We start from the raw sequence: 23,917 nt of genomic DNA, 5'->3' as shown, positions 1-23,917 counted from the left end.
CCATGGACACGATCACCCCACAGCCGCGGGCCGCGTGGATCGCCGGTCAGGCTGAGCAGGGCGCGAGCACCCTCGTGGTGCACCACCCGTTCGACGGCAGCGAAGTGGCGACGGTCGCGGTGCCCGGCGCTGACCAGGTGGAACGGGCGGTGGCCGCGGCGGCCTCGGTCGCGAAGGAGTTCCGGCGCACTCCCGCGCATCAGCGCGCGGCCGCACTGGAGCAGGTTTCGCGCGGGATCGCGATGCGGGCCGACGAACTCGCCGAGGTGATCACGGCCGAGAACGGCAAGCCGCTGAAGTGGGCCGAGGCCGAGGTGAAGCGCGCGGTGTCGGTGTTCCGGATCGCGGCCGAGGAGGCTCGCCGGTTCAGCGGCGAAATGCAACGGCTCGACGCCGATCCGTCCGGCGACGCCCGGCTCGCGCTGACCCGCCGGGTGCCGCGCGGGCCGGTGCTCGGGATCGCGCCGTTCAACTTCCCGCTGAACCTGGTGGCACACAAGGTCGCGCCCGCGCTCGCGGTCGGCGCGCCGATCATCGTCAAGCCTGCCCCGCGTACGCCGCTGTCCTCGCTGGTGCTTGGCGAACTGCTTGCCGAGACCGACCTGCCGGAAGGCGCGTTTTCCGTGCTGCCGCTGGGAAACGAGGAAACGCAAGCGCTTGTCGCCGACCCGCGGCTGCCGGTGGTTTCGTTCACCGGTTCGGGACCGGTCGGCTGGTCGATCGCGGACGCGGCTGCGCGCAAGCACGTGGTGCTCGAACTGGGCGGCAACGCCGCGGCGGTTGTGCTGCGCGACTGGCCGGACGTCGAGGGTGCCGCGCAACGGATCGCGACATTCGGGAACTACCAGGCGGGCCAGTCGTGCATCGCGGTGCAGCGGGTGATCGTGGACGCGGCGATCGCGGAGGAGTTCGTGCCCGCGCTGACCGAGGCCGTCGAGGCACAGCAGACCGGCGATCCGTACGACCGCAACACCGACGTCGGCCCGGTCGTCGACGAGGCGGCCGCGGAACGGATCATCGAGTGGGTCGAGGAAGCCGTGGCCGGCGGTGCCCGGGTGCTGACCGGCGGAACCCGTTCGGGCGCAACGGTTGCGCCGACGCTGCTGACCGACGTGCCCGCGGATGCCAAGGCCTGGTCGGAGGAAATCTTCGGGCCTGTTCTCGCGGTGTCCATTGTGGATGGTGTGGACGAGGCTTTCGCTTCGGTGAACGCATCCGCGTACGGACTGCAGGCTGGGGTGTTCACCAGTGACGTGCAGCTGGCCTTCCACGCGTCGGCGGAATTGGAGGTCGGCGGCGTGATCATCGGTGACGTGCCGTCGTACCGCGCGGACCAGATGCCATACGGCGGCGTGAAGGGATCGGGCATCGGCCGGGAGGGCGTGCTGTCGGCGATGAACGACCTGACCGAGGAGCGGGTCACTGTTTTCACCGGGGTCGACCTCTGACCACAGTGGACTTGCGACGGGCAACGGCCGCGGACGCACGCGACATCGCCGACGTGTGGCTGCGGTCGTTCTCCGCCGCGTTGCCGACAGTTCGCCGCGCCCACGATGACGACGCGGTGCGCTGGTGGTTCGCGAATGTCGTGGTTCCGCAGCAGGAAACCTGGGTCGCGGTCGCCGAGTCCACTGTGGCCGGACTGCTCGTGCTCGACGGCGCGGAACTGGCACAGCTTTATCTCGACCCTCCGTGGCGCGGCCGCGGAGTCGGAGACCTGTTGGTCGACTTGGCCAAACAGCTCCGCCCCGACGGGCTGGCCCTGTGGACGTTCCAGGTCAACGAGCCAGCACAACGGTTTTACCGCCGCCACGGTTTCGTCGCCGTCGAATACACCGACGGGCAGCGAAATGAAGAGGGTGCGCCAGACGTGCGTTACGTCTGGCCCCCGCCTCAAGCCGACTGAGCGAACTTGAAAACCCCGTTGGGGTCGTACTTCTTCGCCACCTGGTCCAGCCGAGCCGCGTTGTCGCCGTAGTAGGCCGACTTCCAGTCCGGCAGGTCCGGGTCGATGTAATTCACGTAGCCGCCGCGCGCGCCCGCGTCCGCCAGTCCAGCGACCACAGTGGACACAGACTTGCGTGCGGTGTCCTGGCTGCTCTCCGTTGCCGGGGCGTAGACCTGAATGCTGGCCAGCGCTTTCCGGTGCGGGAACGCCGTTGCGGTGGGCGCGATGTCGCCGACCGCGCCGCCGAGGCCGTCGATGAGCAGGTCCATTCCCTTGTGCCCGGAAGCGAGATCGGCGATCTTCCCGCCGTCGACCGGATCGGTGATGATGCGTGACGACGCCACGAAGGTCTGCCGTTCGGAACTGCCGGAGAAGTAGTTCATCGCCGCGCCGTAGCTGAGGGTTTTCATCGTGCGGCTGGACGGCGTCACCGAGAATCCGCTGAGCGCCGACGTCAGGCCCGCTGAAGTACCCACGAACGCCCCGCCGACCCGGCAGGCTCCGCTCGGGCCGCCGGAAACCACGCAGTTCGACCACAGTTCGGGCGGGGCGCTCGGCAGCCAGCGCTGCCACGCGTCGACCACGTCGCTCGCCGAACCGGACGGGAACTTCAGCGAAAACACCGTGACGGTCGGCGCTTCCACCGTGGTGAAGGTGAACGACGTGACCACCCCGAAGTTTCCGCCCCCGCCGCCGCGCAGTGCCCAGAACAGGTCGTCGTCCGCTTGCGCGCTCACCGTGCGCAGCTTGCCGTCCGGCGTGACGATCTGCGCGGCCTGCAACCGGTCGCAGGTCAGGCCGTATTTGCGGGTCAGCACGCCGATTCCGCCGCCGAGCGCGAGCCCGGCGATGCCGACGGTCGGGCACGAACCCGCGGGCAGGCAACGGCCGGCCTTCGCGAGCGCCGAGTAGACGTCGCCGAGTTTCGCGCCCGCGCCGATCACCGCCTGATCGCCCTGGACGTCGACACCGGCCATGCCGCCGACATCGAGCACCAACCCGCCGTCCGGCGCGGAATACCCGGCATAACTGTGCCCGCCGCTGCGCGCGGCGAGCGGAACCCGTCCGCCGGCCGCTTCGACGCACGCCTGCACATCCTCCGGCTTCGCGCATTTCGCCACCGCAGCGGGATTGTGTCCGTCGAAAAGCGGATTGAACGCCCGCTTCGCGGTGGCGAATCCGTCGTCGGAAGGCAGCACGAGGTCGCCGGAGAGTTTGCCGCGCAACGCGTTCCAGTCCGGCGGCCCGGACGGCTTCGAGCTGGTGCTCGGCGGTACGGACGTTCTCGTCGTCGGGCTGGTCTGCGGCACCGACGGTCCCGGTTTCGCTGTGCAGGCCGCGGCCACCGCGCCGACCGCCGTCAACCCGGCGGCGCGCAGGAACGTCCTTCTCCCCAGTGTCATGTTCATTCAGACGCCTCAGACCGTGAATGGGTTGCGAAAAGTCCAGCGAGTAATGCCCGAAGGGCGAATTCGAACCGCTCGGCGTGCCGGGCCCCGTCCCGCAGGGCTTGCGCGAGCAGCGGAAAGCGGTCCTCGTCAAGGTGCGCGAGACTGTCCACATCGGACTTCGCGCCGGGCGTACGGCCCGCCTCGGCGAGCGTGTGGCCGAGGACGAAGGTCATCACGGCGTTCACCATGTCGAGTCCGCGCGCCGGCGGCAACTCCAGCAGCCGCAATGCGGTTTCGATCACCTGCAACGACTCCGGGCTGACCGCGGGGCGGGTGGCGGCGAGCGGCAGCACGCCCGGATGCGCGAGCAACTGCTCCCGGTACGCGCGGGCGACCCGGCCAAGCCACTGCTGGCCGGACTCCCCCGGCTCCGGCTCGATCCCGGCCAGCGCCGAGACGAGCCGGTCGACCAGCGCGTCGAACAGCGCTTCCTTGTTCGGCACGTAGTGGTAGAGCGTCATCGCCTCCACGCCGAGTTCGGCACCGAGCTTGCGCATCGACAGCGCGGCGATGCCGTGCTCGTCCACGAACGCGAGCGCGGCGTCCACGACCCGCTCCCTGGTCAGCCCGGCGCGCGGTCGGGCCCTCCGATCGGACACTGGTCCCCCTTGACGTTTCTTACGCCGTAAGGTACCACTGTGCTCGTCTCTTGCAGCGTAAGAATCGAGGAGCCATGACCGGCCCCAAGACCGTCCTGCGCCGTTTTCTCGCCATCGTCAACAGCCACGACCTCGCCGAACTGGACACCGTCGTGGCCGAGGACGTCACCGAATCCGGCCCGGTCGTGGTCGACGCGCCGACCGGCGGGCTCGCCGCCTTCCGCACCGGCTGGACGCAGATGCTGACCGCGTTCCCGGACCTGCGCGTCGACGTCGATTCACTACTCGCCGAAGACGACCAGGTCGCGGCCACGGTGACGCTCACCGCGACCAACACCGGCTACTACCGCAGAGGCTTCGCGACCGGCAAAAGCGGAACGTGGCGCGGTTTCGTCCTGGCGCGGGTGACCGACGGGCGGATCTCCGAACTCGACATCCAGACCGACCGGCTCGCCATCCTGCAGCAACTGGGCATCGTCGGCGACGACGACGAGCTCGCCGCCGCCCGCCAGCCCAGCTGAGTCAGATCAGCGGAGCCATCTCCGGCACCGGCCCGGAAAGCGCGGAACTGTCGCCGCGACCGGTCAGCCAAGCCAGCACCGTGCCGGGCGTTCCGGTGACGAGGTCGCCGCCTTCGCCGAGGGTCCAGGTGCGGACGCCGTCGGTGATCCGGAACGAGGGCAGCGGACGCGGGCACATCCGGATCAGCGTCCCGATCACCGCTTCGAGATGCCCGCCGAGCAACGCGGTGGCACTGTCGAAATCGTGGCCGGCGTCGAGGTCGGCGAGGTGGATCGTGGTCTCGGAAAGCCGCAGCGTGAGCACGTCCGCGCCGGTCAGCTCGCCGCCGTGCCGGTGCCGGACCGGCGCTGCCCACACCTCGTCCGACAGCCGCGCGGCGTGGTCGGTCAGGCGCTTCCCGGCCGCGACCAGGTCGGCCACGATTTCCGCCGGAGCACGGCCAGCGCCAGCCTCGATCTCGTCGTCCCGCGCGTTGCCCGGGCCGTACATCGACCGCTCGACCCCGGTTTCCGCCCAGGTCAGCAGGTTGCCGAGGGCATCAGCGTTGCGCGCGAGGTGGGTGAGCAGATGCGCGCGCGTCCAGCCCGGCAGCGCGCTCGGCTCGCCGAACGCCGAGGCAGGCATCGTCTCGGCGACTCGTGCCCATTCGTCGTGCAGTTCCCGGATCCGGTCCAGCGCCGCAGTGGTCACCGGACGATCTTAGGTCAGCGGCGCAGTGCCGCGGGCGCGTTCGCCGGAACCGCCGGGTTCTTCGGCGCGACCGGTTCCACCCGGGCGTACCCGCTGCTCTGCTCCGGCCGCTCGTCCGCCTCGCCCTTGTTGGGCCAGAACGAGAACGCCCGCTCGGCCTGCGCGGCGATGGTGAGCGACGGGTTCACCCCGAGGTTCGCGGTGATCGCCGAACCGTCCACAACGGACAGTCCGGGATAGCCGTAAACCCGGTGGTACGGGTCGATGACCCCGGTGTCGGCGCTGTCGCCGATCGGCACGCCGCCGATGAAGTGCGCGGTGAGCGGGATGTCGAAAACCTCGCCCCAGGTGCCGCCCGGCATGCCGCCGATCCGTTCCGCGGTAAGGACGTTCGCCTCGTGCCCGGCCGGGATGAAGCTCGGGTTCGGCTCGCCGTGGCCCTGTTTCGACGTGTACTTCCGCCGTCCGAACAGACCGCGCCGGGTGTAGGTGGTGATGGAATTGTCGAGGCTCTGCATCACCAGCAGGATCACCGTGCGCTCGCTCCACCGGTACGCGTTCAGCAGTTTCGCCGACTGCACCGGGTGCTTGACCAGGAACGTGACCGCCTGCCGCCAGCGCGGAACGCGCGAAGACCCGTCGGTGGCAACGGTCTGCAGCAGGCTCATCGCGTTGCTGCCCTTGCCGTACCGCACCGGCTCGATGTGCGTGTTCTCGTCCGGATGGATCGACGACGTGATCGCGACGCCGCGGCTGAAGTCCCGTTCGGGGTCCACAGTGGTCCGCGCCGCGCCGATGATCGCCTCGGAGTTCGTCCGGGTCAGCTCGCCGAGCTTGGCGGACAGCTTCGGCAGCGCGGCCGTGTCCTTCATGCGGTGCAACAGGTTCTGCGTTCCCCAGGTGCCCGCGGCGAACACCACCTGCGCCGCGGTGACCGTGGTCCGGAACCGCCGCGAACGCGTGCCGGTCTTCTGCAGCGTGATCTCGTAACCGTCGCCGCGCGGGCGCACCGACGTCACCGTGGTCAGCGGAATGACCTGTGCGCCGTCCTTTTCCGCGAGGTACAGGTAGTTCTTCACCAGCGTGTTCTTCGCGCCGACGCGGCAGCCGGTCATGCAGGAACCGCATTCGGTGCACCCGACCCGGTCCGGCCCGGCACCGCCGAAGAACGGATCCTTCACCGTCTCGCCCGGCTTGCCGAAATACACCCCGACCGGCGTGGCGTGGAACGAATCCTCGACGCCCATCTTCTTCGCGACGTCCCGCATCACCACGTCGGACGGCGTGATCGTCGGGTTCGTGACAACGCCGAGCATGCGGCTGGCCTGGTCGTAGTGCGGCGCGAGTTCGCTTTCCCAGTCGGTGATGTGCGCCCATTGCCGGTCTTGGTAGAACGGCTTGAGCGGGCGGTACAGCGTGTTCGCGTAGACCAGCGAACCGCCGCCGACGCCAGCGCCGGCCAGCACCATCACGTCGTTGAGCATGTGGATGCGCTGGATGCCGTAACAGCCGAGCTGCGGGGCCCAGAGGTAGCGCTTGAGATCCCAGGACGTCTTGGCGAACTCGTCGTCGGCGAAGCGCCGGCCCGCCTCGACCACCGCGACGCGGTAGCCCTTCTCGGTCAGCCGCAACGCCGCGACGCTGCCGCCGAACCCGGAACCGACCACGAGGACGTCGTAGTCGGGTTCTTGCCGCGCGGTAGTGGTGTTACTGGCAGTCACAGGAAAGAGGGTAACCCCCGGGGAGCCGCCAGGCCAGAGTTAAGTTACTGACGAGTTACCTCATCGGGTCTTGCGCCGCGGCGCGAACCGGAACAGCTCCCCGAGCGCCCGGATGATGGCGGGCCGCTCCGCCGGAGTCGTGCCGCGCAACGCCACGACCAGCGCGAGCAGCCGGATCAGCAGGCTGCCCACCACGATGCCGCCGAGCCACCAGGTCGGCGCGAACTCCCCCAGCAGTGCCATCCGCTCACCCTTCAGGCGCGACACCGAACTCCAAAGATAACGAAAGCATAACGGAGGTGGGCGCACTTCGGACCTGCGGGCACAAAAAAGGCCCCCGCGAAGGGGGCCTTTTCCGCGAATACCTCAGCCGCGCACGGTCAGCCCGACGCGCTGGAACTCCTTCAGGTCCGAATACCCCGTCTTGGCCATCGCGCGACGCAGCGCGCCGAACAGGTTCACCACGCCCTCCGCGTCCGAGGACGGGCCGAACAGCAGCGTCTTCAGGTCCACCGCGTAGTCCGAGTCCGGGCCGGCCACCACGCGGGAGCGCGGCAGCGACGGGTGCGCCGCCGCGGCGGTCCAGTACAGGCCCTGGCCCGGGGCGTCCGACGCGGTCGCCAGCGGGGCGCCGAGCATGACCGCGTCCGCGCCGCAGGCGATCGCCTTCGCGATGTCGCCGGACGTCGTGATGCCGCCGTCGGCGAGGACGTGCACGTAGCGGCCGCCGGTCTCGTCCAGGTAGTCGCGGCGCGCGGCGGCCGCGTCCACGATCGCCGTCGCCATCGGGGTGCCGATGCCGAGCACGCGGTCGGTGCTGGTGACGCCGTCGGTGTAGCCGTGGCCGACGATGACGCCCGCCGCGCCGGTGCGCATCAGGTGCATGGCGGTGCGGTAGTCGCTCACGCCGCCCGCGATCACCGGCACGTCGAGGCGGCCGATGAACTCCTTGAGGTTGAGCGGTTCCGCGTCGCGCTGCACGTGCTCGGCGGAGATGATCGTGCCCTGCACGACCAGGATCTCGACGCCCGCCGCGATCAGATCCGGGGTCAGCTCGGCGGCGTGCTGCGGGCTCACCCGCGCGGCGACCGTCACACCGGATTCGCGGACCGTCTTGATCGCCTCGGTCAGCAGGTCGAGCCGGATCGGCGCGGAGTGCAGCTCCTGCAGCTCGCGCACGACCGCGGCCGGGTCTTCGCTGTCCTCGGCGGCGCGGACGAGGCGGAAGATCGCCTCCTCGACGTTCGCGTGCCGGGCCCACAGCCCTTCGGCGTTGAGCACGCCGAGGCCGCCCAGTTCGCCGATCGCCACCGCGGTCCCCGGCGACACGATCGCGTCCGTCGGGTGGGTGACCAGCGGCAGGTCGAACCGGTACGCGTCGATTTGCCACGCGGTGGACACCACCGACGACGACCGCGTCCGCCGCGACGGCACGATCTCCACGTCATCGAGGTCATACGCCCGCCGCGCCGTGCGGCCCATGCCGATCTCGACCAGATCCCGCACGTGATGTCCCTTCTCGCGCCTGACGCCTTCGCGGTCCATTGTCGCGAGTCGGCACGGGTGACCTGCGCGCGGGGGACCGTTGCGGTGGCGACAACCACCGGTTGTGCGCGCGGTTGTTTGCCACCGGCGCGGGCGGATGGTTGGCTGCCCGGCTGAACGAGGGGGACGGATTTGGCGCTGGGCAAGGACTTTCACCGGCTGTGGCTCGCGTACGCGGTCAGCGTCGCGGGCACCTACTTCGCCCTCGACGCCTTCTCGATCATCGCGGTCCGGGTGCTGCACAGCAGTGCCGGACAGGTGTCGCTGCTGGCCGGAGCCGGGCTCGCGGCGGGTTCGCTGGCCGCGCTCCCGCTCGGTCCGTGGGTCGAATTCCGGCGAAAACGACCCGTGCTGATCGCGATGGACCTCGTCCGGTTCGCCGCCCTGCTCACGCTGCTGCCCGCGTACCTGCTGGATCTGCTGACGTTCGCCCAGCTCGTGGCGGTATCGGTGCTCGTGGCCGCGGCGAACATCGCGTTCACATCGGCGAGCGGGGCGTATCTGAAATCACTCGCGCGTGGTCCAGACCTGCTCGCCGCGAACGGCCGGTTCGAGACCACGCTCTGGACCGCGACCGCACTCGGCCCGCCCGCCGGCGGTGCGGCGATCGGGTTCTTCGGCCCGCTGGCCACTGTGCTTCTCGACGCGTTCAGCTACCTGCTGTCCGCGTTCTCCCTCTCGACGATCCGCACCCGCGAGCCCAAACCAGCCCGCCCGGCCGCCTTCCGCGCCGCAGACCTCGTCGAAGGCTGGCGCTACCTCTTCCGGCACGCCCGGCTGCGGATGCTGTTCCTCAACTCCTGCCTGGTCAACGGCCTGATCATGGCCACCTCGCCAGTCCTGGCGGTGCTGCTGCTCGGCGAACTCGGCCTGCCGACCTGGCAGTACGGGCTCGCGTTCGGCGTCCCCTGCCTCGGCGGCCTGGTCGGTTCCCGGCTCGCCCGCCGCCTGGTCCCCCGCTGCGGCCGGGTGCGGCTGCTGCCGATCCTCGCCACGGTCCGGACGTGCTGGGTCGTGCTGCTGGCGTTCGTGCCACCCGGGATCGGCGGGCTGTTCTGGGTGATGGCGGTGGAGTTCGGCCTGATCATCTGCGCGGCGGCGTACAACACGGTCCTCGCGACGTACCGGCTCGAGGAAACCGAAGACGGGTACGTGAGCCGGATGTTGTCCGCGTGGCGGATCAGCGGCGGCGCCAGCACCGCTGGCCTGACGCTGCTGTGGGGCTTGGTCGCGACGTGGCTGGGCACGCGCGGCGCACTCGGGCTGGCGGGCGCGTTGATGCTGGCGACGCCGTTGCTGCTGCTCGGGTGGAACCGCGCTCAGAACGAGACGCGCGCGGTGGAATCGGTCCGCAGCACGGATTCCTGATCGAACAGGTGCTTGTAGTCGGTGCGGATCTGTTCGAGGTCGCCGTTCGCGTGCTGATTCGTCGGCGGATACAGCACGACAAGCACGATCGAATGCTCCCGGACGACCGCGCCGCCGCCGGACCGCCACTGACCGGTGCCCTCGAGCTGGGTGAAGCCGTCCGGGAAACGCGGCGTGATGTCCTTGGCCGAGAAGTCCGCGAACTCCTTTTCGCTCACCTCGCCGCCGCCGGGCTTCGAGGTGCCGAAGTACAGCTCGGTGCGCTTCCACAACGAACTGTCCGGCGAATCCGCCGCGGCCGCCGACGCCGCCCCTCCCCCGAGCACCATCGCGGCCGCCGCCGTCAGCACGAACCTCCGGGAAAACCGCATTCGCCCGCTCCCCTCGCCGTCACCTGGAGATCCAGTGTGCCGGGCGGCGGAGCGGGCGAACAGCGCGATCAGCGGGTCGTGTAGTTCGGGGCCTCGACCGTCATCGTGATGTCGTGCGGGTGGCTTTCCTTCAGCCCGGCCGCGGTGATCCGGACCAGCTGCGCCTCCTGCATCGCCGCGATCGTCTCCGCACCCGCGTAACCCATGCCCGCGCGCAGACCGCCGACAAGCTGGTGCACGACGTTCGACAGCGGCCCGCGGAACGGAATCCGGCCTTCGATGCCCTCCGGCACCAGCTTGTCCTCGTTGAGCACGTCGTCCTGGGCGTAGCGGTCCTTGGAGTAGGACTTCGCCTCGCCGCGCGACTGCATGGCGCCCAGCGAGCCCATGCCGCGGTACACCTTGAACTGCTTGCCGTTCACCAGGATCAGGTCGCCGGGCGATTCCGCGGTGCCCGCGAGCAGGCTGCCCAGCATGACCGTGGACGCGCCCGCGGCGATGGCCTTCGCGATGTCGCCGGAGTACTGGATGCCGCCGTCGCCGATCACCGGAACGCCCGCCGGACGACAAGCCTGGTCCGCCTCGTAGATCGCGGAGATCTGCGGCACGCCCACACCCGCGACGATCCGCGTGGTGCAGATCGAGCCCGGGCCGACGCCGACCTTCACCCCGTCCACGCCCGCGTCCACCAGCGCCTGCGCACCGGCCCGCGTCGCGACGTTGCCACCGACGACGTCGACGGTGTCGCCCAGTTCCTTCTTCAGCAGCCGCACCGTTTCCACGACCGCCCGCGAGTGGCCGTGCGCCGTGTCGACCATCAGCACGTCCACCCCGGCCTCGGCCAGCGCCATCGCACGCTTGTGCCCGTCCGGGCCCACGCCGACCGCGGCGCCGACGATGAGGCGGCCGTCCGGGTCCTTCGAGGCCTTCGGGTACTGGTCGGTCTTCACGAAGTCCTTGACCGTGATCAGGCCACGCAGCTTGCCCGCGCCGTCGACGATCGGCAGCTTTTCGATCTTGTGCCTGCGCAGCAGCCCCAGCGCGGCCTCCGCGGTGACGCCGACCTGCGCCGTCACCAGCGGCGTCCGGGTCATGACCTCGCTCACCAGGCGGGTGTGGTCGACCTCGAACCGCATGTCGCGGTTGGTGATGATGCCCACGAGCGCGCCGGAGGCGTCGGTGACCGGGACGCCGGAGATCCGGAACCGCGCGCACAGCGCGTCGACCTCGGCGAGGGTGTCGTCCGGGGAACAGGTGACCGGGTCGGTGACCATGCCCGCCTCGGACCGCTTCACGACCTCGACCGCCGCCGCCTGCTCCTCGATCGGCAGGTTGCGCTGCAGCACGCCGATGCCGCCCTGCCGTGCCATGGCGATCGCCATCCGCGCCTCGGTGACCGTGTCCATCGCGGCGGAGACCAGCGGAACGTTGAGCTTGATGTTGCGGGTGAGCTGCGTGCTCGTGTCCACCGCGCTGGGCACCACGTCCGATTCCGCGGGCAGCAGCAGCACGTCGTCGAAGGTCAAGCCGAGCATCGCGAACTTGCTGGGCACTGCGGGGGTGATGCTTTCGCTGGTCATGAGGGGCGAAGGGCCTTCCTGGCGGGAGTGGGCTGGAGTCGCGGGCAGCGGTGCCTGGCGTGGGCCGAGGGTGGTCGGGCCTTCCCCTCATGATATCCGGGCCGGGGCCCTGGCCCGGGCGGGTGGCCCGGCGGGTAGCGTGCAGGCCGTGCCGCACGATGTGTTGCCCCCCGATCCGTTCGCGGACGACCCGGACGATCCGGCCCGGGCCATCCCCGACCCCGACGACCACCTCGAAGAGCCGATCAGCGCGGACGAGCGCACCGAGCTGCTGGCCGACCTGTCCGACCTCGCCGTGTACCAGGCTCTGCTGGAGCCTCGCGGGGTTCGCGGCATCGTGGTCGACTGCGGTGAGTGCGACGAACCCCACTACCACGACTGGACGCTGCTGCGCGCGAGCCTGGAGCAGCTGCTGTCCGACGGCCGGATGCGCCCGCACGAGCCGGCGTTCGACCCGAACCCGACCGACTACGTGAGCTGGGACTACTGCCGCGGTTTCGCGGACGGGGTCACCGCGAACGAGAGCGCGTACTGAGTTTTAGATCGTCCGAAAAGGTCCTGGTGAGCTTGGCCACCAGGACCTTCTTCGTGTGCGCGGACAAGTTGTCCACAGGGGTTGTCCACAGCTGTGTCGACTTGTGGACAACCCAGGGTCAGCGTCGGCGCTTCACGCTTTCCGCCTGGGCGATCATCGCCCGCTCGGTCAGGTTCGGCCACGGCGGACGGCGCACCACGGCCAGCGTCGCGAACGCCGCCGCCACGAAACCCGTACACGCGCCGATCAGCGCGATCCGGCCCTGATCCGTCGCGGGCGTCCACGTCACGCCGTCCGCGTTGATCGTGTACAGCCCGACCGCACGCCCCGGCCCGCCTCGACGGCCCTCCCGCGTGACGGTGACCAGCACCGTTCCGCTCGCGGTCTCGTAGGGCTCTCCGAAAACCAGCATCGCGCCTCCCCGCCGATACGAAAAAGGTCCCGGCACTGTTCGTGCCGGGACCTTCGGAAAACCTAGGAACCGCTGGTGCCGTTCGGTGCCTGCGCCCCTTGCGACGACTCGTTGCGCGGACTGCTGCCCGTGCCCGGATCGTTCGGGGTGGCGCTCGGCGACGGCGGCGGCGAACTCGGCGTCGACGTCACCGGCGGCAGCGGCGTCACCGAGGTGACCGGCGGCGGGTTGTCGGTGTGGCCAGTGCCCGGCAGCGAGGTCGACTGGCCGGGCGGCTGCGCCGCGCTGCTGGCCGGGACGTGCGTCGGCGGGACAGCGGGCGAGGACGACTGCTGGTTTGTCGGCGGGGCCGTCGGCTGACCGAGCTGCGCGGCGAGTTCGCGGTGCTGCTGCATCAGCTGGTTGCGGTTGTCCGCGTCGGTGACCTGGGTGAGCGCGGCCTGCGCGTCGGCGAGCGCGCGCCGGGCGTCCGCGAGCCGGTTGTCGGCCAGCGCCAGGTTCGCCTTCTCCAGGTCGAGCTTCGCCGCGGCGGCGGCCTCGACGGAGCGGGCGTGGTCGGCGTACAGCACCTTCGTGAGGCCCCACAGCGTGTCGCCGGGCTGGGCGTCCCGGGCGGCGAGCCCGGTGCCGGTGAAGGCGATCGCGGCGGCGGCGCACGCGGCGGCCACCGGCACGAGATAGCGGCGGCGCCGGCCTCGGCTTTGGTATTTGCGCGCCAGCGTGGCGGTCTTCACCGTGGTGATCGCGGTGTCGACGTCGACCAGCTCGGCGAGCGGCTCGCTGTCGATGTCGCGGCGCCAAGCGAGCAGCAGCGCGTTCAGTTCCTGGTCTCCGAGCCCGTCGGCGACAGCCGGATCGGTCCCGCCGAGCGCGTCGAGGAGCGCGTCGTCGGCCTGGATGGCCGTGAGGTCGCCGTCGGCTTCCGCTTCGTACCCGGTCAGGCCGCTGGCCTGGGCGGAAGGTGACAGGTCTCTGTCCCGGTCTTCGCGATCGGTCACTCAGATCACCTCCTCGGCGGCAAGCACCTTGCGCAGCCGGGCGAGCGCCCGGTGCTGGGCGACGCGGACGGCGCCCGGCGTGGAACCGACGGCGTCCGCCGTCTCCTCCGCCGACAGCCCGACCACGACCCGCAAAACGACGATTTCCCGTTGTTTGTCCGGCAGCACCTGCAGCAACTGCGCCATCCGCTCGTTCAGCTCACCCTGGAGAGCACGTTGCTCCGGGCCGACGCCGACCTCGATCTCGTCGGGGATCTCGGCGACCGGCTCCGCCCGGTTGCGCGCCGCGGCGCGGTGCGCGTCGGCGACCTTGTGCTGGGCGATGCCGTAGACGAACGCCAGAAAGGGGCGGCCCTGGTCACGGTACGAAGGCAAGGCCGTAAGCACCGCGAGACACACCTCCTGCGCAACGTCGTCTGCCGAAGCGAACGAACGCTCCTGCCTGCCAACCCTGGCACGGCAATACCGCACCACAAGGGGACGAATGGCGGCCAGCAACCGCTCCACTGCCTGAGGGTCTCCCTCGACAGCGGCGGCGACCGGCTCGTCCAGTCCATCCCCCACAGTGGCCATCGCAGACAACAGTCCCAGCGTTACGTGTAGGCGTGCAAAGAATCCGGCGCGTGGTCGTCCCCGTCCAGCGCCGGTCACAGCTACCGTACCGTCGGAGTCCTACCAGACAACCGCCAGAGGTGGTGACCGGCGCGCCGGGCGCGGCCGGACGGCGATTGTCGCAGGCAGACGGGCTGGGGCAGTGCCGTCACGCGGTGGGGACGCGGGCGTGGCACGAGTGCGGGGGCCAGGACAACAGGTACGGGCCAGGGCTTGGCTGCCCTGGCCCGTTCGTCACCGCGGGAATCGGATCGGAAGTCCCGTTTTGGCTTGCCCCGCCTCGGTCAGGACACGAGGCCGCGGCGGAAGCCGTGCGCCACGGCCTGCGCGCGGTCGCGGACGCCGAGCTTGCGGAACAGCCGCCGCGCGTGCGTCTTGACCGTGTCCTCGGAGAGGTACAGCTCACGGCCGATCTGGCCGTTGCTCTTGCCCTGGCTCATGCCGCGCAGCACCTGCAGCTCGCGCTCGGTGAGCTGCACGCCCGGGTCGGACGGCTGACGCGGCGCGGGCACCGAGGTGCTGGCCAGGGTGTGCGCCAGCGCGGCGACCAGTTCGGGCCGCGAAGCGTCCCAGCGCAGGTAGCCGCGCGCTCCGCCGGCGATGGCGGCCGCGATGCTGCCCGCGTCGTCCGGGGCTCCGAAGACGATGACGTTCGCCTGGGGGTTCGCGGAGACGAGCCGGCGCGTGGCCTCGACGCCCGTCGGGACCGCGCGTTGCGTTCCGACCAGCACGACATCGACCGGCTGACGGGTGTACCGGGCCAGCAGCTCGTCACCGTGCGCTACGCAGTCGATGCGACTGACCCCAGGCACCGCGGACATCACACGGGTGAGCCCTTCGCGGACACTGCGTCGGTCGTCGCAGATCAAGACCGTCGTCACGGGGTTTCCTTCCTGCAGCCGGGTGACATTCCACTTCCCCTATCGGACGCTTTAGCCCGAACCTTGACACGATCCGGTGGCTTTTTTTGAAGTTTCTTAGCCCGGATGCCGGAACGCCCGTTCCCGCAGGCCTACCCGGGTCCGACGGGCACCCACGGCGATTCGTGTGCGATACGCATCACGCCAGGATCCGCGTGCCGTAACACTGCGTGCAACACTTGGCGACTCCTGAATCGATACTCCTCGGCCCGGTCGTGGTCCAAGTCAGCGGCGACGCGGTCCGCCACCCAGCTAAGTGAATCGAGTTCATATTTTTCGGCGTCCGCGGCGGCTGCGACGACGAGTTCCCGAGCCCCGTCCTGCCCTGCGGAGAGCAGCGCGACGCCGAGGACGATGCCGGACTTCACGATGTGTCGCCGAGCGTGCCGGGCGACGGCAGTCTCGTAGGCGTGGCGGGCCGGGGCGACGGCCGCTTCGGGCTGTCCGTCGGCGAGCTCGATCTCGGCGCCCACCCAGCCGCCGCGGATGGTCGCCCGCCAGCGCCGGTCGGCTTGGGCGGCACGGACGGCCAGGCGACGGGCGGCGGAGATGCGACCGAGGGCGAGGTTGTCCGCGGCCAGGCCGAGGAGGGCGTCGGCTCGGGCACCTTGGAAGTCCAGCCCGTGGGGGTCTTCGGTGGGCTCGACGAGGCTGCCTTGGCTGGCGGGTGCGCTGCGGCTCGCGGTGCCGGGCGAGGAATCGGTGGCCGAGGTTGACCCCTGAGCGGGCGAAGCTGCTCCGGTGCCAGTTCGGACTGGGCCGCCGCGCCGCGAGCCCGAATCAGCCGCAGCTAAGCCGTCACCAGCCCCTCCCGAGCCAACGCCTCGCGAACCCGAATGAGTCGCGGCCACGCCCCCAGCTGTTCCCGAAGCGCCACCACGCGAGCCCGCCCCAGCCGCAGCCAGCCCACCGCCAGCCATTCCCGAGCCGCCTGTCGGGGTCCTCCACTCCCCCGCTCCGCGCAGCCCGACCGCCAGCAGCGCCTCCCCATCCAGCTTCCGCGCCAGCACGTGCGCACCCAGCTGCCGCCGATGCGACGCCAGCGTGCTCGCCGCCAGCGAGGCCGTCAGCGGATCACTGCCGCGCCGGAGCGGGTCGAGCAAGTCCGCGGCCGCCGCGTATCGGCCGCGGGCGCCCAGCACGATTGCCGCCAGGAGGCGTTGCCTTGGCGAGCCGTCGCGAGGTATCGGGTCTGCCGACCTGGCGTCCGGGCCGAACGCGAGGGCCGTCAGCGCTTCTTCGTCCACTCGACCTTTCTAGCGCGGAGCACCGACAAGAACGTGCTCCACGCGGTCGGCGGCCGCGGAAAGATCCGCCAGCAACTCGACTTTCGGCGGCAGCAGCGCCGGATCCCAGCCTGGGCCGCAGGCGAACAACCGGGTCCGCTGCCGTCCGCGGGACACGCGCGCGAAGAGCCGAGGGTCCGCGTTCGCCCGATTCGCCCACAGCACCACTGCAGCGGGCGCGCTTCGCCGCACTGCTACCGCCAGCACTTCTTGTGGCAGCGCAATGCCGAAGAGCTGCGCGCCGATCCTTCGCCCCGCGAGAGCCGCCGCGAGCGCGTACACCGGCATGTTGTCCCGTTCGTCGGGCACGCACGCGAGAAGGACCGGCCGTTGGTTGCGAGGCTCGTCGAGGACCGGCGTCGCGCGCACTAGTGCCGCGTACACGCACTCAGCGAGCAGGTACTCCACTTCGGCACCCGCGTGCACACCGCGCCACCGCGCGCCGAGCGCAGTGAGGACCGGGTCGATAACGTCCGACCACGCCTGAAGCACACCTAGCTCGCTAATGGCGTCAACGAGCATGCGCTGTACCGCGCCGACGTCCATCGCCAACGCAGCAGTGCTCAAGCGACGCGCGAGCCGCGAAGGCACTTCGAAGTCGTCAGCGGCCGCTTTCGTCTCTGTCGCTTCCGCGGGCTCGGCAGGCGCTGGCACGAAGTCCGCGCGCGGCATCTGCTCTAACGCGTACTGCGCGGCCTCCGCCGTTGAAGCGCCGCGAAGGAGCGCGCGCTGCATAAGTTCGAGACGACCGATGTCGGAGCTGCCGTAGCGGCGATGTCTGCCGTCGGTGTGGCGACTGGGACCGAGACCGTAGCGGCGGTCCCAAGTACGCAGGGTGGACGGCGCGACACCGAGCCGGCGGGCGACCGAGGCCACCGGCAGGGTGGGTTCTCCATCGCCTGATCCGGATCCCACCCGGTCAATATCCAGCCCGTTCGCGGTCCCGGCAACCCGAGCCAAAAGCCCTGCTCACACATCTGGGGGATGCCTAACGGCTGAATCGCCGCCGATCTATTGAACAACTATTGGCGCGCTTCTAACGTTACCGCCGTTGCACCGAATGGAGTATCGGCACCACAGCAGAGCAGCTAATGGCATCGACCGGATGACGGAGGCGGTCAGGATGGCAGACACGCGCAGGCTCCCCGGCCCCAACGCAGACATGTGGGACTGGCAGCTGGAGGGGTCGTGCCGGGGGATGGACAGCGGATCCTTCTTCCACCCGGACGGAGAGCGGGGACCGGCGAGGGCGCGGCGCGAGGCCAGGGCCAAGGCGATCTGCCTGTCGTGCCCGGTGCTGGAGATGTGCCGCAAGCACGCGCTCGCCGTGCACGAGCCCTACGGCATCTGGGGCGGGCTGTCCGAATCGGAGCGCGACCACATCATCAAACAGGACAAACGCGCGCTGACCATGGCGCACATCTGACTTTTATCACGGCGCGGAAGGGGCGGTGTCCACAGTGGACGCCGCCCCTCCGCCGTTTCCGGGCCACATCGAGAGTGCGAGGTCGATGACGGTCATCAGCGAGTCGAGGCTGACGCCGTCGCGCGCCTGCATGGTCAGTCCATAAAAGACAGTCGCGTACAACGCACTGAGCGCGTCAATGTCCACAGTGGCCGCGAGGTCGCCTTCCTCCACTCCGCGACGAAGGCGCTCGTGAAGCTGCCGTCGCACTTCGTCCCGCGAAGCAGCGAGAAACTTCCACACGGACACATTGGCTGGCGTGCAGTTGGTAGCCGCCAGAACGACCATGCAGCCTTTGGGATGCCCCGGTTCCACGTACGCGCAAGCGTTGTCGCGAAGCATCGCTTCAACCGCCGCGCGCGCCGTCGGCTCTTCGGTCAGCGCGCGCATCGTGTGCCGTCCGTACGCGGATTGGTAATGCTCGATCGCTTCGCGGAACAGTGCTTCCTTGTCCCCGAAGGCCGCGTACAGGCTCGGCGGCTTGATGCCCATCGCCTCGGTCAACTCGGACAGCGACGCACCGTCGTAACCACGCTCCCAGAACACCAGCATCGCCTGGTTGAGCGCGTGCTCGCGGTCGAACGCGCGCGGGCGGCCGCGGGGTGACATGGACCACCTTCTTTAGTGAGCGATACAGAAGTCTTGACCCGACCCATCGTACGCGGCTATTTATGTAGTTATCGCTACAGAAAGAGGTGGGACATGGGAACCCTGGACCGCAAGGTCGCGCTGGTCACCGGCGGAAGCCGCGGAATCGGCGCGGCGATCGCACTCCGGCTGGCCGAGGACGGCGCGGACGTCGCGATCACCTACGAACGCGCCGCGGACCGGGCGGCGGAAGTAGTCGCGTCCATCGAGAAATTCGGCAGGCGAGGCCTCGCTCTGCAGGCGGACGCCGCCGACGCGGACGCGGTGACCAGCGCAGTCGACCAGACCGCGGCCGAACTGGGCGGACTGGACGTGCTGGTGAACAACGCCGGCGTGTTCCCGGCGGCACCGGTCGAAGACCTGACCACGGAAACGATCGACCGCACGCTGGCGATCCACGTGAAGGCCCCGCTGGTGGCGGCCCGGGCAGCGGTACGGCACATGAAGCAGGGCGGGCGGATCGTGTCGATCGGCAGCGATTTGGCGGAGCGCGCGCCGTTCGTCGGATTGAGCCTGTACTCGGCGAGCAAATCCGCGCTGGTGGGGATGACCAAGGGCCTGGCGCGCGACCTGGGACCGCGCGGGATCACGGCGATGGTGGTCCACCCCGGCTCGACAGACACCGAAATGAACCCGGCGGACGGCCCGCATTCCGGGGACCAGTTGGCGCATATTGCGTTGGGGCACTACGGAAATCCGACGGACATCGCGGCCGCGGTGGCTTACCTGGCTGGTCCGGACGGGCGGTATCTGACCGGGACGTCGATCACGGTGGATGGCGGGTTTACTGCTTGATCAGCGTTGGGGCGCCGGTCGAATGGGCACCACCCGATCATGCGGAAACACCTGCGCCCGAACCCCGCACCACGCACCACGCAAAGCGGGGCGGCACTCCCCGAAGGGAATGCCGCCCCGCTATAACGCAAAGGCTGAACCGCGTCAGTGCGAGTGACCGTGGCCAGCGGCCTCCGGCTCCTCCTCGACCGGCTTCTCGACCACGGAGCTTTCCGTGGTGAGCACCAGCCGGGCGATGGACGCCGCGTTCGCGACGGCCGAGCGGGTCACCTTGACCGGGTCGACGATGCCGCCCGCGATCAGGTCGGTCAGTTCGCCGGTGGCGGCGTTGAAGCCCTGGCCCCAGCCCTGCTCCTGGACCTTGTTCACGATGACCGCGCCCTCGTGGCCCGCGTTCGTCGCGATCCAGAACAGCGGGGCGGTGAGCGCGTCGCGGACGATGGCGACACCGGTCGCCTCGTCGCCGGTCAGGCCGAGGTTGCCCTCGAGTTCCTTGACCGCGTGCACCAGCGCCGAACCGCCGCCGGGCAGGATGCCCTCCTCGACGGCCGCCTTGGTGGAAGCCACGGCGTCCTCGATGCGGTGCTTGCGCTCGTTCAGCTCGGTCTCGGTGGCCGCGCCGACCTTGATCACGGCCACGCCGCCGCCGAGCTTCGCGAGCCGCTCCTGCAGCTTTTCGCGGTCCCAGTCGGAGTCGGTGGTCTCGATCTCCTTGCGGATCTGCGCGGTCCGGGCGGCGATGTCGTCCTTCGTGCCCGCGCCGTCGACGATCGTCGTGTCGTCCTTGGTGACGACGACCCGGCGGGCCTTGCCCAGCGAGCTGAGGTCGACCTCGGACAGCTTGCGGCCGATCTCCGCGGAGATCACCTCGCCGCCGGTCACGACGGCGAGGTCGTCCAGGAACGCCTTGCGGCGGTCGCCGAAGAACGGGGCCTTGACCGCGACCGCGGTGATCGTCTTGCGCAGCGAGTTCACCACGAGGGTGGACAGCGCCTCGCCGTCGACGTCCTCGGCGATGATGAGCAGCGGCTTCTTCGCCTCGACGACCTTCTCCAGCACCGGGAGCAGGTCGGCCAGCGCCGAGATCTTCTCGCGGCTCAGCAGGATGTAGGCGTCCTCGAGGGTCGCCTTCTGGTCCTCCGGGTTGGTCGCGAAGTGCGCCGACAGGAAGCCCTTGTCGAACTGGACGCCCTCGGTGATCACGAGGTCGGTCGCCAGCGTGGACGACTCCTCGATGGTGATCACGCCGTCCTCGCCCACGCGCTCGACGGCCTCGCCGAGCAGCGCGCCGATCGTCGCGTCACGCGAGGTGACGGTGCCGACCTGGGCGATGTTGTCGCGGCCCTTGACCGGGGTGGCCTTGGCCTTGAGGACCTCGACGACCTTCTCCGCGGCCGCCTCGATGCCCTTGCCGACCGCGGTCGGGTTGGCGCCGGCGGCGACGTTGCGCAGGCCGTGCTTCACCAGCGACTGGGCCAGCACCGTGGCGGTGGTGGTTCCGTCGCCCGCGACGTCGTTGGTCTTGGTGGCGACGCTCTTCGCGAGCTGCGCGCCGAGGTTCTCGAACGGGTCGTCGAGCTCGATCTCGCGAGCGACGGTGACGCCGTCGAGGGTGATCGTCGGGCCGCCGAACTTCTTGTCGAGGACGACGTGGCGACCGCGCGGGCCGAGGGTGACCTTGACCGCGTCGGCGAGCTTGTTCACCCCGCGCTCGAGCGCGCGACGAGCGTCCTCGTCGAAACTGATCTGCTTGGGCATAACGCTTTCCGCTTACCTTTCGGTTGTCGTGCGACGCAAAACGCCCCGCACCCCGGCATGAGCGGGGCCCGGGGCGTCCTTGCGCTGCGAGTGACGCGTCAGTTGATGACGGCCAGCACGTCGCGGGCGGAGAGGATCAGGTAGTCCTCGCCGTTGTACTTGACCTCGGTGCCGCCGTACTTGGAGTAGATGACGACGTCGCCGACAGCCACGTCCAGCGGAACGCGGTTGCCCTTGTCGTCGATGCGGCCCGGGCCCACGGCCAGAACCTTGCCCTCCTGGGGCTTCTCCTTGGCGGTGTCGGGGATGACGAGGCCGGAAGCGGTCGTCTCCTCGGCCTCGCTCGTCTGGACAACGATCTTGTCCTCGAGCGGCTTGATGTTCACGCTCACCGGGTTGACCTCCACGGTCGTCGAAAGCGTCGGCATGATGACTGGTTACGGCTCATACCACCCCCGCCGTCGCGGGTGCCGGGGCGTGTCCGGGCCGTTCGATTAGCACTCTAGCCATGTGAGTGCCAGCTTCGCAAGGAGGGTCCGCCGGACCTGGTGAAACCCCAGGCGGAGGCCGCTGACCGGCCCGTTTGCTCCGGGCCGCGCGCGAGGGCCCTCCACCAGGCGGCGGGCGGCCCGGGCACCGCCGCGTGCCCGTTCGGCCGCATCCGGTGGATAAAGCTCACCAAATCCCCCGGCTCCTGGTTGGATCCGCACAGACAGGCATCTCACCCCTGGAGCCCTCTATGCCCCGCTCACTCCCGTGGCGCCTGGCCGCTGCCACCACCGGGCTGCTGGCAGTGGCCGCGGTCGCCGTGCCCGCCTCCGCCCAGCCCGCTAACGAAGCCCGCCAGCACGCCTTCGCCGACGCAGCCTCCGAATTCGGCGTCCCGGCCGACGTCCTGCTAGCCGTCTCGTACCTGGAGTCCCGCTGGGACACTCATTCCGGCGCGCCCAGCACTGCCGCCGGGTACGGCCCGATGCATCTCACCGACGTCCGCACCGCCGGTCTGCGGACCAGCGAATTCGACAATCCCGACGAAGACCCCCGCGGCGACGACTCTCGCCCGGCCCTGCGCCTGCGCCCGCTGGAAGTCCCGGCTCCCCCGCCCGGCAGCCAGACCATCGACCAGGCCGCCGCACTGCTGCACACCGGCGCGGCGAAGCTCCGTACGGACGCCGTAGCGAACATCCGCGGCGGCGCGGCGCTGCTGGCCGAGTACCAGCGAGAGTTGGGCGTCAAGAGCGACAGCGCGAAGGACTGGTACGGAGCTGTCGCGCGATACAGCGGCTCCGAGGACGTCACTGGCGCGCGCACCTTCGCCGACGAGGTATTCGCCACCATCAACAGCGGCATCGCGCGTACGACCGACGACGGCCAGGCCGTCAAACTCGCCGCGGCGTCCGGTGTCACCCCGGACCGTGCCCAGGCGGATCGGCTCGGTCTGCAGGCCGGAAAGCCGCCGGCCACGGAGTGCCCGCGGTCGATGTCCTGCGAATCGGTGCCCGCGCCGTTCCAGAAGATCGGCGACAGCTACGGCAACTACGACAAGGCTGACCGGCCGCGCGACCAGAAGATCGACTACATCGTCATCCACGACACCGAGGGCGCCTGGGACTCGGTGATGAAGCAGGCGCAAACCCCCGGTCAGACCGCGTGGCACTACACGGCCCGCTCCTCGGACGGCCAGATCGCCCAGCACGTGCCGACCAAGGACGTCGGCTGGCACGCCGGGAACTGGTACCTGAACGAGAAATCCCTCGGCGTCGAGCACGAGGGCTTCGCCGCGCAGGGCACCTGGTTCACCGAGGCGATGTACCGGCAGTCCGCGAAGCTCGTGCGTTACCTCGCGCACCGCTTCGGCGTTCCGCTGGACCGGGCGCACATCCTCGGCCACGACAACGTGCCCGGCCCGAACGCGGACAAGATCAAGAGCATGCACTGGGACCCGGGTCCGTACTGGGACTGGGCGCACTACTTCGATCTGCTCGGCGCTCCGCTGGAGCACTACGGCGAGCCGGATTCCGGTCTGGTCATGATCGATCCGGAGTTCTCCGCCAACCGTCCGGCATTCACCGGCTGCGACAAGATCGGGTCCGGAAACCCGTGCCCCAAGCGGAGTTCCGGGTCGGTCGTGCTGCACACCGAGCCGAGTGAGTCCGCACCGCTGCTGTCCGATGTGGGCATGCACGGGCCTGACCCGTCCACAATGGACGTCTCGGACATCGGCAGTCGCGTGGCCACCGGCCAGAAGTACGCCGTCGCGGACACTCGCGGCGACTGGACCGCGATCTGGTACCTCGGGCAGAAGGGCTGGTTCCGCAACCCGGACAACGCGCCCACCGCGTATCCGGCGGACGGATTCGTCGCGATTCCCAAGGCGGGCAAGGCAACCGTGCCGGTCTACGGGAGCGCGTACCCGGAGGCCAGTGCGTATCCGAAGGACATTCCGGTGCAGGAGCTCAAGCCGCTGCCGTATCAGCTCGGCGCGGGTCAGAAGTACTCTGTGGGCGGGCTGACCGGTTCGGAGTACTACTCGGCGTCCTTCGACGTCGCGACGAACAAGGTCGTGAAGGGCAAGTCCAGGTACGTGGAAATCCAGCTCGGCCACCGCGTGGCGTACGTCAGCCGCGACGACGTCGATCTCGAACCGGCGTCCTGACCGCGGCTCGCCGAATGCCCGGGCCGGAACTTCCGGT

At 69.8% G+C, this 23,917-nt stretch carries 25 protein-coding genes; 8 read left to right on the top strand and 17 right to left on the bottom strand.

Annotation, left to right across the window (positions count from 1 at the left end; genetic code table 11):
- Positions 1-2: 2 nt before the first annotated feature.
- Complete coding sequence (locus tag WA670_RS34670; protein WP_336160444.1) at positions 3-1,448, top strand: aldehyde dehydrogenase family protein; 1,446 nt, start codon at positions 3-5, stop codon at positions 1,446-1,448.
- A gap of 5 nt (positions 1,449-1,453) precedes the next feature.
- A complete protein-coding gene (locus WA670_RS34665) occupies positions 1,454-1,906 on the top strand; it encodes a GNAT family N-acetyltransferase (RefSeq protein ID WP_336160443.1) in 453 nt (150 codons plus the stop codon).
- Here WA670_RS34665 and WA670_RS34660 read toward each other — a convergent pair.
- Together WA670_RS34660 and WA670_RS34655 are read right to left on the bottom strand one after the other, a co-directional pair.
- Entirely contained in the window at positions 1,894-3,357 is a 1,464-nt protein-coding gene (locus WA670_RS34660; protein WP_336160442.1) for an FAD-binding oxidoreductase, read from the bottom strand. The two genes, WA670_RS34665 and WA670_RS34660, sit on opposite strands and share 13 nt — an antisense overlap.
- Entirely contained in the window at positions 3,354-3,998 is a 645-nt protein-coding gene (locus WA670_RS34655) for a TetR/AcrR family transcriptional regulator C-terminal domain-containing protein (RefSeq protein WP_037816204.1), read from the bottom strand. The genes WA670_RS34660 and WA670_RS34655 overlap by 4 nt, the downstream gene beginning before the upstream one ends.
- A 74-nt stretch (positions 3,999-4,072) precedes the next feature.
- On the opposite strand from WA670_RS34655, the gene WA670_RS34650 reads away from it, so the two are divergent.
- Positions 4,073-4,519: an ester cyclase gene (locus WA670_RS34650; protein ID WP_336160441.1), complete on the top strand. Its 447-nt coding sequence runs from the start codon at positions 4,073-4,075 to the stop codon at positions 4,517-4,519.
- Position 4,520: 1 nt separating this feature from the next.
- Here WA670_RS34650 and WA670_RS34645 read toward each other — a convergent pair whose 3' ends face one another.
- The 4 genes from WA670_RS34645 to WA670_RS34630 all read right to left on the bottom strand — a co-directional run bounded on the left by WA670_RS34645 (position 4,521) and on the right by WA670_RS34630 (position 8,437).
- Positions 4,521-5,210, bottom strand: coding sequence for a maleylpyruvate isomerase family mycothiol-dependent enzyme (locus WA670_RS34645; RefSeq protein ID WP_336160440.1), 690 nt, complete (start codon positions 5,208-5,210; stop codon positions 4,521-4,523).
- 14 nt (positions 5,211-5,224) lie between these two features.
- Complete coding sequence (locus tag WA670_RS34640; RefSeq protein WP_037816206.1) at positions 5,225-6,931, bottom strand: GMC family oxidoreductase; 1,707 nt, start codon at positions 6,929-6,931, stop codon at positions 5,225-5,227.
- A 60-nt stretch (positions 6,932-6,991) separates the two neighbouring features.
- Positions 6,992-7,174 (bottom strand): hypothetical protein, encoded by a 183-nt coding sequence (locus WA670_RS34635; RefSeq protein ID WP_336160438.1) that lies wholly within the window; start codon positions 7,172-7,174, stop codon positions 6,992-6,994.
- A gap of 123 nt (positions 7,175-7,297) precedes the next feature.
- Positions 7,298-8,437 carry a GuaB3 family IMP dehydrogenase-related protein gene (locus WA670_RS34630; protein ID WP_037816435.1) on the bottom strand — a complete coding sequence of 380 codons (1,140 nt, stop codon included), beginning with the start codon at positions 8,435-8,437 and terminating at the stop codon, positions 7,298-7,300.
- A 171-nt stretch (positions 8,438-8,608) separates the two neighbouring features.
- On the opposite strand from WA670_RS34630, the gene WA670_RS34625 reads away from it, so the two are divergent.
- Positions 8,609-9,844 carry an MFS transporter gene (locus WA670_RS34625; protein ID WP_336160437.1) on the top strand — a complete coding sequence of 412 codons (1,236 nt, stop codon included), beginning with the start codon at positions 8,609-8,611 and terminating at the stop codon, positions 9,842-9,844.
- On the opposite strand, the gene WA670_RS34620 is transcribed toward WA670_RS34625, so the two are convergent.
- Both WA670_RS34620 and guaB read right to left on the bottom strand, forming a co-directional pair.
- Positions 9,796-10,215, bottom strand: a complete 420-nt coding sequence (locus WA670_RS34620) for a DUF3574 domain-containing protein (RefSeq protein ID WP_336160435.1) — start codon at positions 10,213-10,215, stop codon at positions 9,796-9,798. The two genes, WA670_RS34625 and WA670_RS34620, sit on opposite strands and share 49 nt — an antisense overlap.
- Before the next feature lie 68 nt (positions 10,216-10,283).
- On the bottom strand, positions 10,284-11,795 hold the full coding sequence (gene guaB, locus WA670_RS34615) for an IMP dehydrogenase (RefSeq protein ID WP_336160434.1): 1,512 nt from the start codon (positions 11,793-11,795) through the stop codon (positions 10,284-10,286).
- A 139-nt stretch (positions 11,796-11,934) separates the two neighbouring features.
- On the opposite strand from guaB, the gene WA670_RS34610 reads away from it, so the two are divergent.
- A complete protein-coding gene (locus WA670_RS34610) occupies positions 11,935-12,330 on the top strand; it encodes a DUF5319 domain-containing protein (RefSeq protein WP_009072430.1) in 396 nt (131 codons plus the stop codon).
- A gap of 118 nt (positions 12,331-12,448) precedes the next feature.
- On the opposite strand, the gene WA670_RS34605 is transcribed toward WA670_RS34610, so the two are convergent.
- The 6 genes from WA670_RS34605 to WA670_RS34580 all read right to left on the bottom strand — a co-directional run bounded on the left by WA670_RS34605 (position 12,449) and on the right by WA670_RS34580 (position 17,434).
- Entirely contained in the window at positions 12,449-12,742 is a 294-nt protein-coding gene (locus tag WA670_RS34605) for a hypothetical protein (protein ID WP_037816210.1), read from the bottom strand.
- A 62-nt stretch (positions 12,743-12,804) separates the two neighbouring features.
- On the bottom strand, positions 12,805-13,740 hold the full coding sequence (locus WA670_RS34600) for an anti-sigma-D factor RsdA (RefSeq protein ID WP_336160433.1): 936 nt from the start codon (positions 13,738-13,740) through the stop codon (positions 12,805-12,807).
- Complete coding sequence (locus WA670_RS34595) at positions 13,741-14,313, bottom strand: sigma-70 family RNA polymerase sigma factor (protein WP_037816212.1); 573 nt, start codon at positions 14,311-14,313, stop codon at positions 13,741-13,743.
- Positions 14,314-14,636: 323 nt separating this feature from the next.
- Positions 14,637-15,233, bottom strand: coding sequence for a response regulator transcription factor (locus WA670_RS34590; RefSeq protein WP_020662719.1), 597 nt, complete (start codon positions 15,231-15,233; stop codon positions 14,637-14,639).
- 131 nt (positions 15,234-15,364) lie between these two features.
- Positions 15,365-16,519: a hypothetical protein gene (locus WA670_RS34585; RefSeq protein ID WP_442893148.1), complete on the bottom strand. Its 1,155-nt coding sequence runs from the start codon at positions 16,517-16,519 to the stop codon at positions 15,365-15,367.
- A gap of 9 nt (positions 16,520-16,528) precedes the next feature.
- Positions 16,529-17,434: a MerR family transcriptional regulator gene (locus WA670_RS34580; RefSeq protein WP_336160431.1), complete on the bottom strand. Its 906-nt coding sequence runs from the start codon at positions 17,432-17,434 to the stop codon at positions 16,529-16,531.
- A gap of 247 nt (positions 17,435-17,681) precedes the next feature.
- On the opposite strand from WA670_RS34580, the gene WA670_RS34575 reads away from it, so the two are divergent.
- Positions 17,682-17,984: a WhiB family transcriptional regulator gene (locus WA670_RS34575; RefSeq protein WP_037816439.1), complete on the top strand. Its 303-nt coding sequence runs from the start codon at positions 17,682-17,684 to the stop codon at positions 17,982-17,984.
- Between the two features lie 6 nt (positions 17,985-17,990).
- Here the strand turns inward: WA670_RS34575 and WA670_RS34570 are convergent, their stop codons facing one another.
- Positions 17,991-18,632 (bottom strand): TetR/AcrR family transcriptional regulator, encoded by a 642-nt coding sequence (locus WA670_RS34570; RefSeq protein ID WP_336160429.1) that lies wholly within the window; start codon positions 18,630-18,632, stop codon positions 17,991-17,993.
- Positions 18,633-18,725: 93 nt separating this feature from the next.
- Between WA670_RS34570 and WA670_RS34565 the strand changes: the two genes are divergently transcribed.
- A complete protein-coding gene (locus WA670_RS34565; RefSeq protein WP_238608621.1) occupies positions 18,726-19,466 on the top strand; it encodes an SDR family NAD(P)-dependent oxidoreductase in 741 nt (246 codons plus the stop codon).
- Between the two features lie 144 nt (positions 19,467-19,610).
- Here WA670_RS34565 and groL read toward each other — a convergent pair whose 3' ends face one another.
- Positions 19,611-21,224 (bottom strand): chaperonin GroEL, encoded by a 1,614-nt coding sequence (gene groL, locus WA670_RS34560; protein WP_336160426.1) that lies wholly within the window; start codon positions 21,222-21,224, stop codon positions 19,611-19,613.
- A gap of 98 nt (positions 21,225-21,322) precedes the next feature.
- Positions 21,323-21,616 carry a co-chaperone GroES gene (gene groES, locus WA670_RS34555; RefSeq protein ID WP_009072407.1) on the bottom strand — a complete coding sequence of 98 codons (294 nt, stop codon included), beginning with the start codon at positions 21,614-21,616 and terminating at the stop codon, positions 21,323-21,325.
- Between the two features lie 347 nt (positions 21,617-21,963).
- Here groES and WA670_RS34550 point away from each other — a divergent pair, with 347 nt between their 5' ends.
- Complete coding sequence (locus WA670_RS34550) at positions 21,964-23,880, top strand: peptidoglycan recognition family protein (RefSeq protein WP_336160422.1); 1,917 nt, start codon at positions 21,964-21,966, stop codon at positions 23,878-23,880.
- Positions 23,881-23,917: the final 37 nt, after the last annotated feature.

The sequence above is a fragment of the Amycolatopsis sp. VC5-11 genome (genome assembly GCF_037034185.1).
Taxonomy (GTDB): Bacteria; Actinomycetota; Actinomycetes; order Mycobacteriales; family Pseudonocardiaceae; genus Amycolatopsis; species Amycolatopsis nivea.
Note: the sequence above shows the minus strand (reverse complement) of the source record. Positions and strands in the feature narration are given on the sequence as shown.

Bases quoted from the DNA above. Each gene is read 5' to 3' on its own strand.
- WA670_RS34650 (WP_336160441.1), top strand. From the start codon at position 4,073: ATGACCGGCCCCAAGACCGTCCTGCGCCGTTTTCTCGCCATCGTCAAC.
- WA670_RS34550 (WP_336160422.1), top strand. From the start codon at position 21,964: ATGCCCCGCTCACTCCCGTGGCGCCTGGCCGCTGCCACCACCGGGCTG.
- WA670_RS34565 (WP_238608621.1), top strand. From the start codon at position 18,726: ATGGGAACCCTGGACCGCAAGGTCGCGCTGGTCACCGGCGGAAGCCGC.
- WA670_RS34620 (WP_336160435.1), bottom strand. From the start codon at position 10,215: ATGCGGTTTTCCCGGAGGTTCGTGCTGACGGCGGCGGCCGCGATGGTG.
- WA670_RS34635 (WP_336160438.1), bottom strand. From the start codon at position 7,174: ATGGCACTGCTGGGGGAGTTCGCGCCGACCTGGTGGCTCGGCGGCATC.
- WA670_RS34595 (WP_037816212.1), bottom strand. From the start codon at position 14,313: ATGGCCACTGTGGGGGATGGACTGGACGAGCCGGTCGCCGCCGCTGTC.
- guaB (WP_336160434.1), bottom strand. From the start codon at position 11,795: ATGACCAGCGAAAGCATCACCCCCGCAGTGCCCAGCAAGTTCGCGATG.
- groL (WP_336160426.1), bottom strand. From the start codon at position 21,224: ATGCCCAAGCAGATCAGTTTCGACGAGGACGCTCGTCGCGCGCTCGAG.
- WA670_RS34670 (WP_336160444.1), top strand. From the start codon at position 3: ATGGACACGATCACCCCACAGCCGCGGGCCGCGTGGATCGCCGGTCAG.
- WA670_RS34570 (WP_336160429.1), bottom strand. From the start codon at position 18,632: ATGTCACCCCGCGGCCGCCCGCGCGCGTTCGACCGCGAGCACGCGCTC.
- WA670_RS34575 (WP_037816439.1), top strand. From the start codon at position 17,682: ATGGCAGACACGCGCAGGCTCCCCGGCCCCAACGCAGACATGTGGGAC.
- WA670_RS34605 (WP_037816210.1), bottom strand. From the start codon at position 12,742: ATGCTGGTTTTCGGAGAGCCCTACGAGACCGCGAGCGGAACGGTGCTG.
- WA670_RS34660 (WP_336160442.1), bottom strand. From the start codon at position 3,357: ATGAACATGACACTGGGGAGAAGGACGTTCCTGCGCGCCGCCGGGTTG.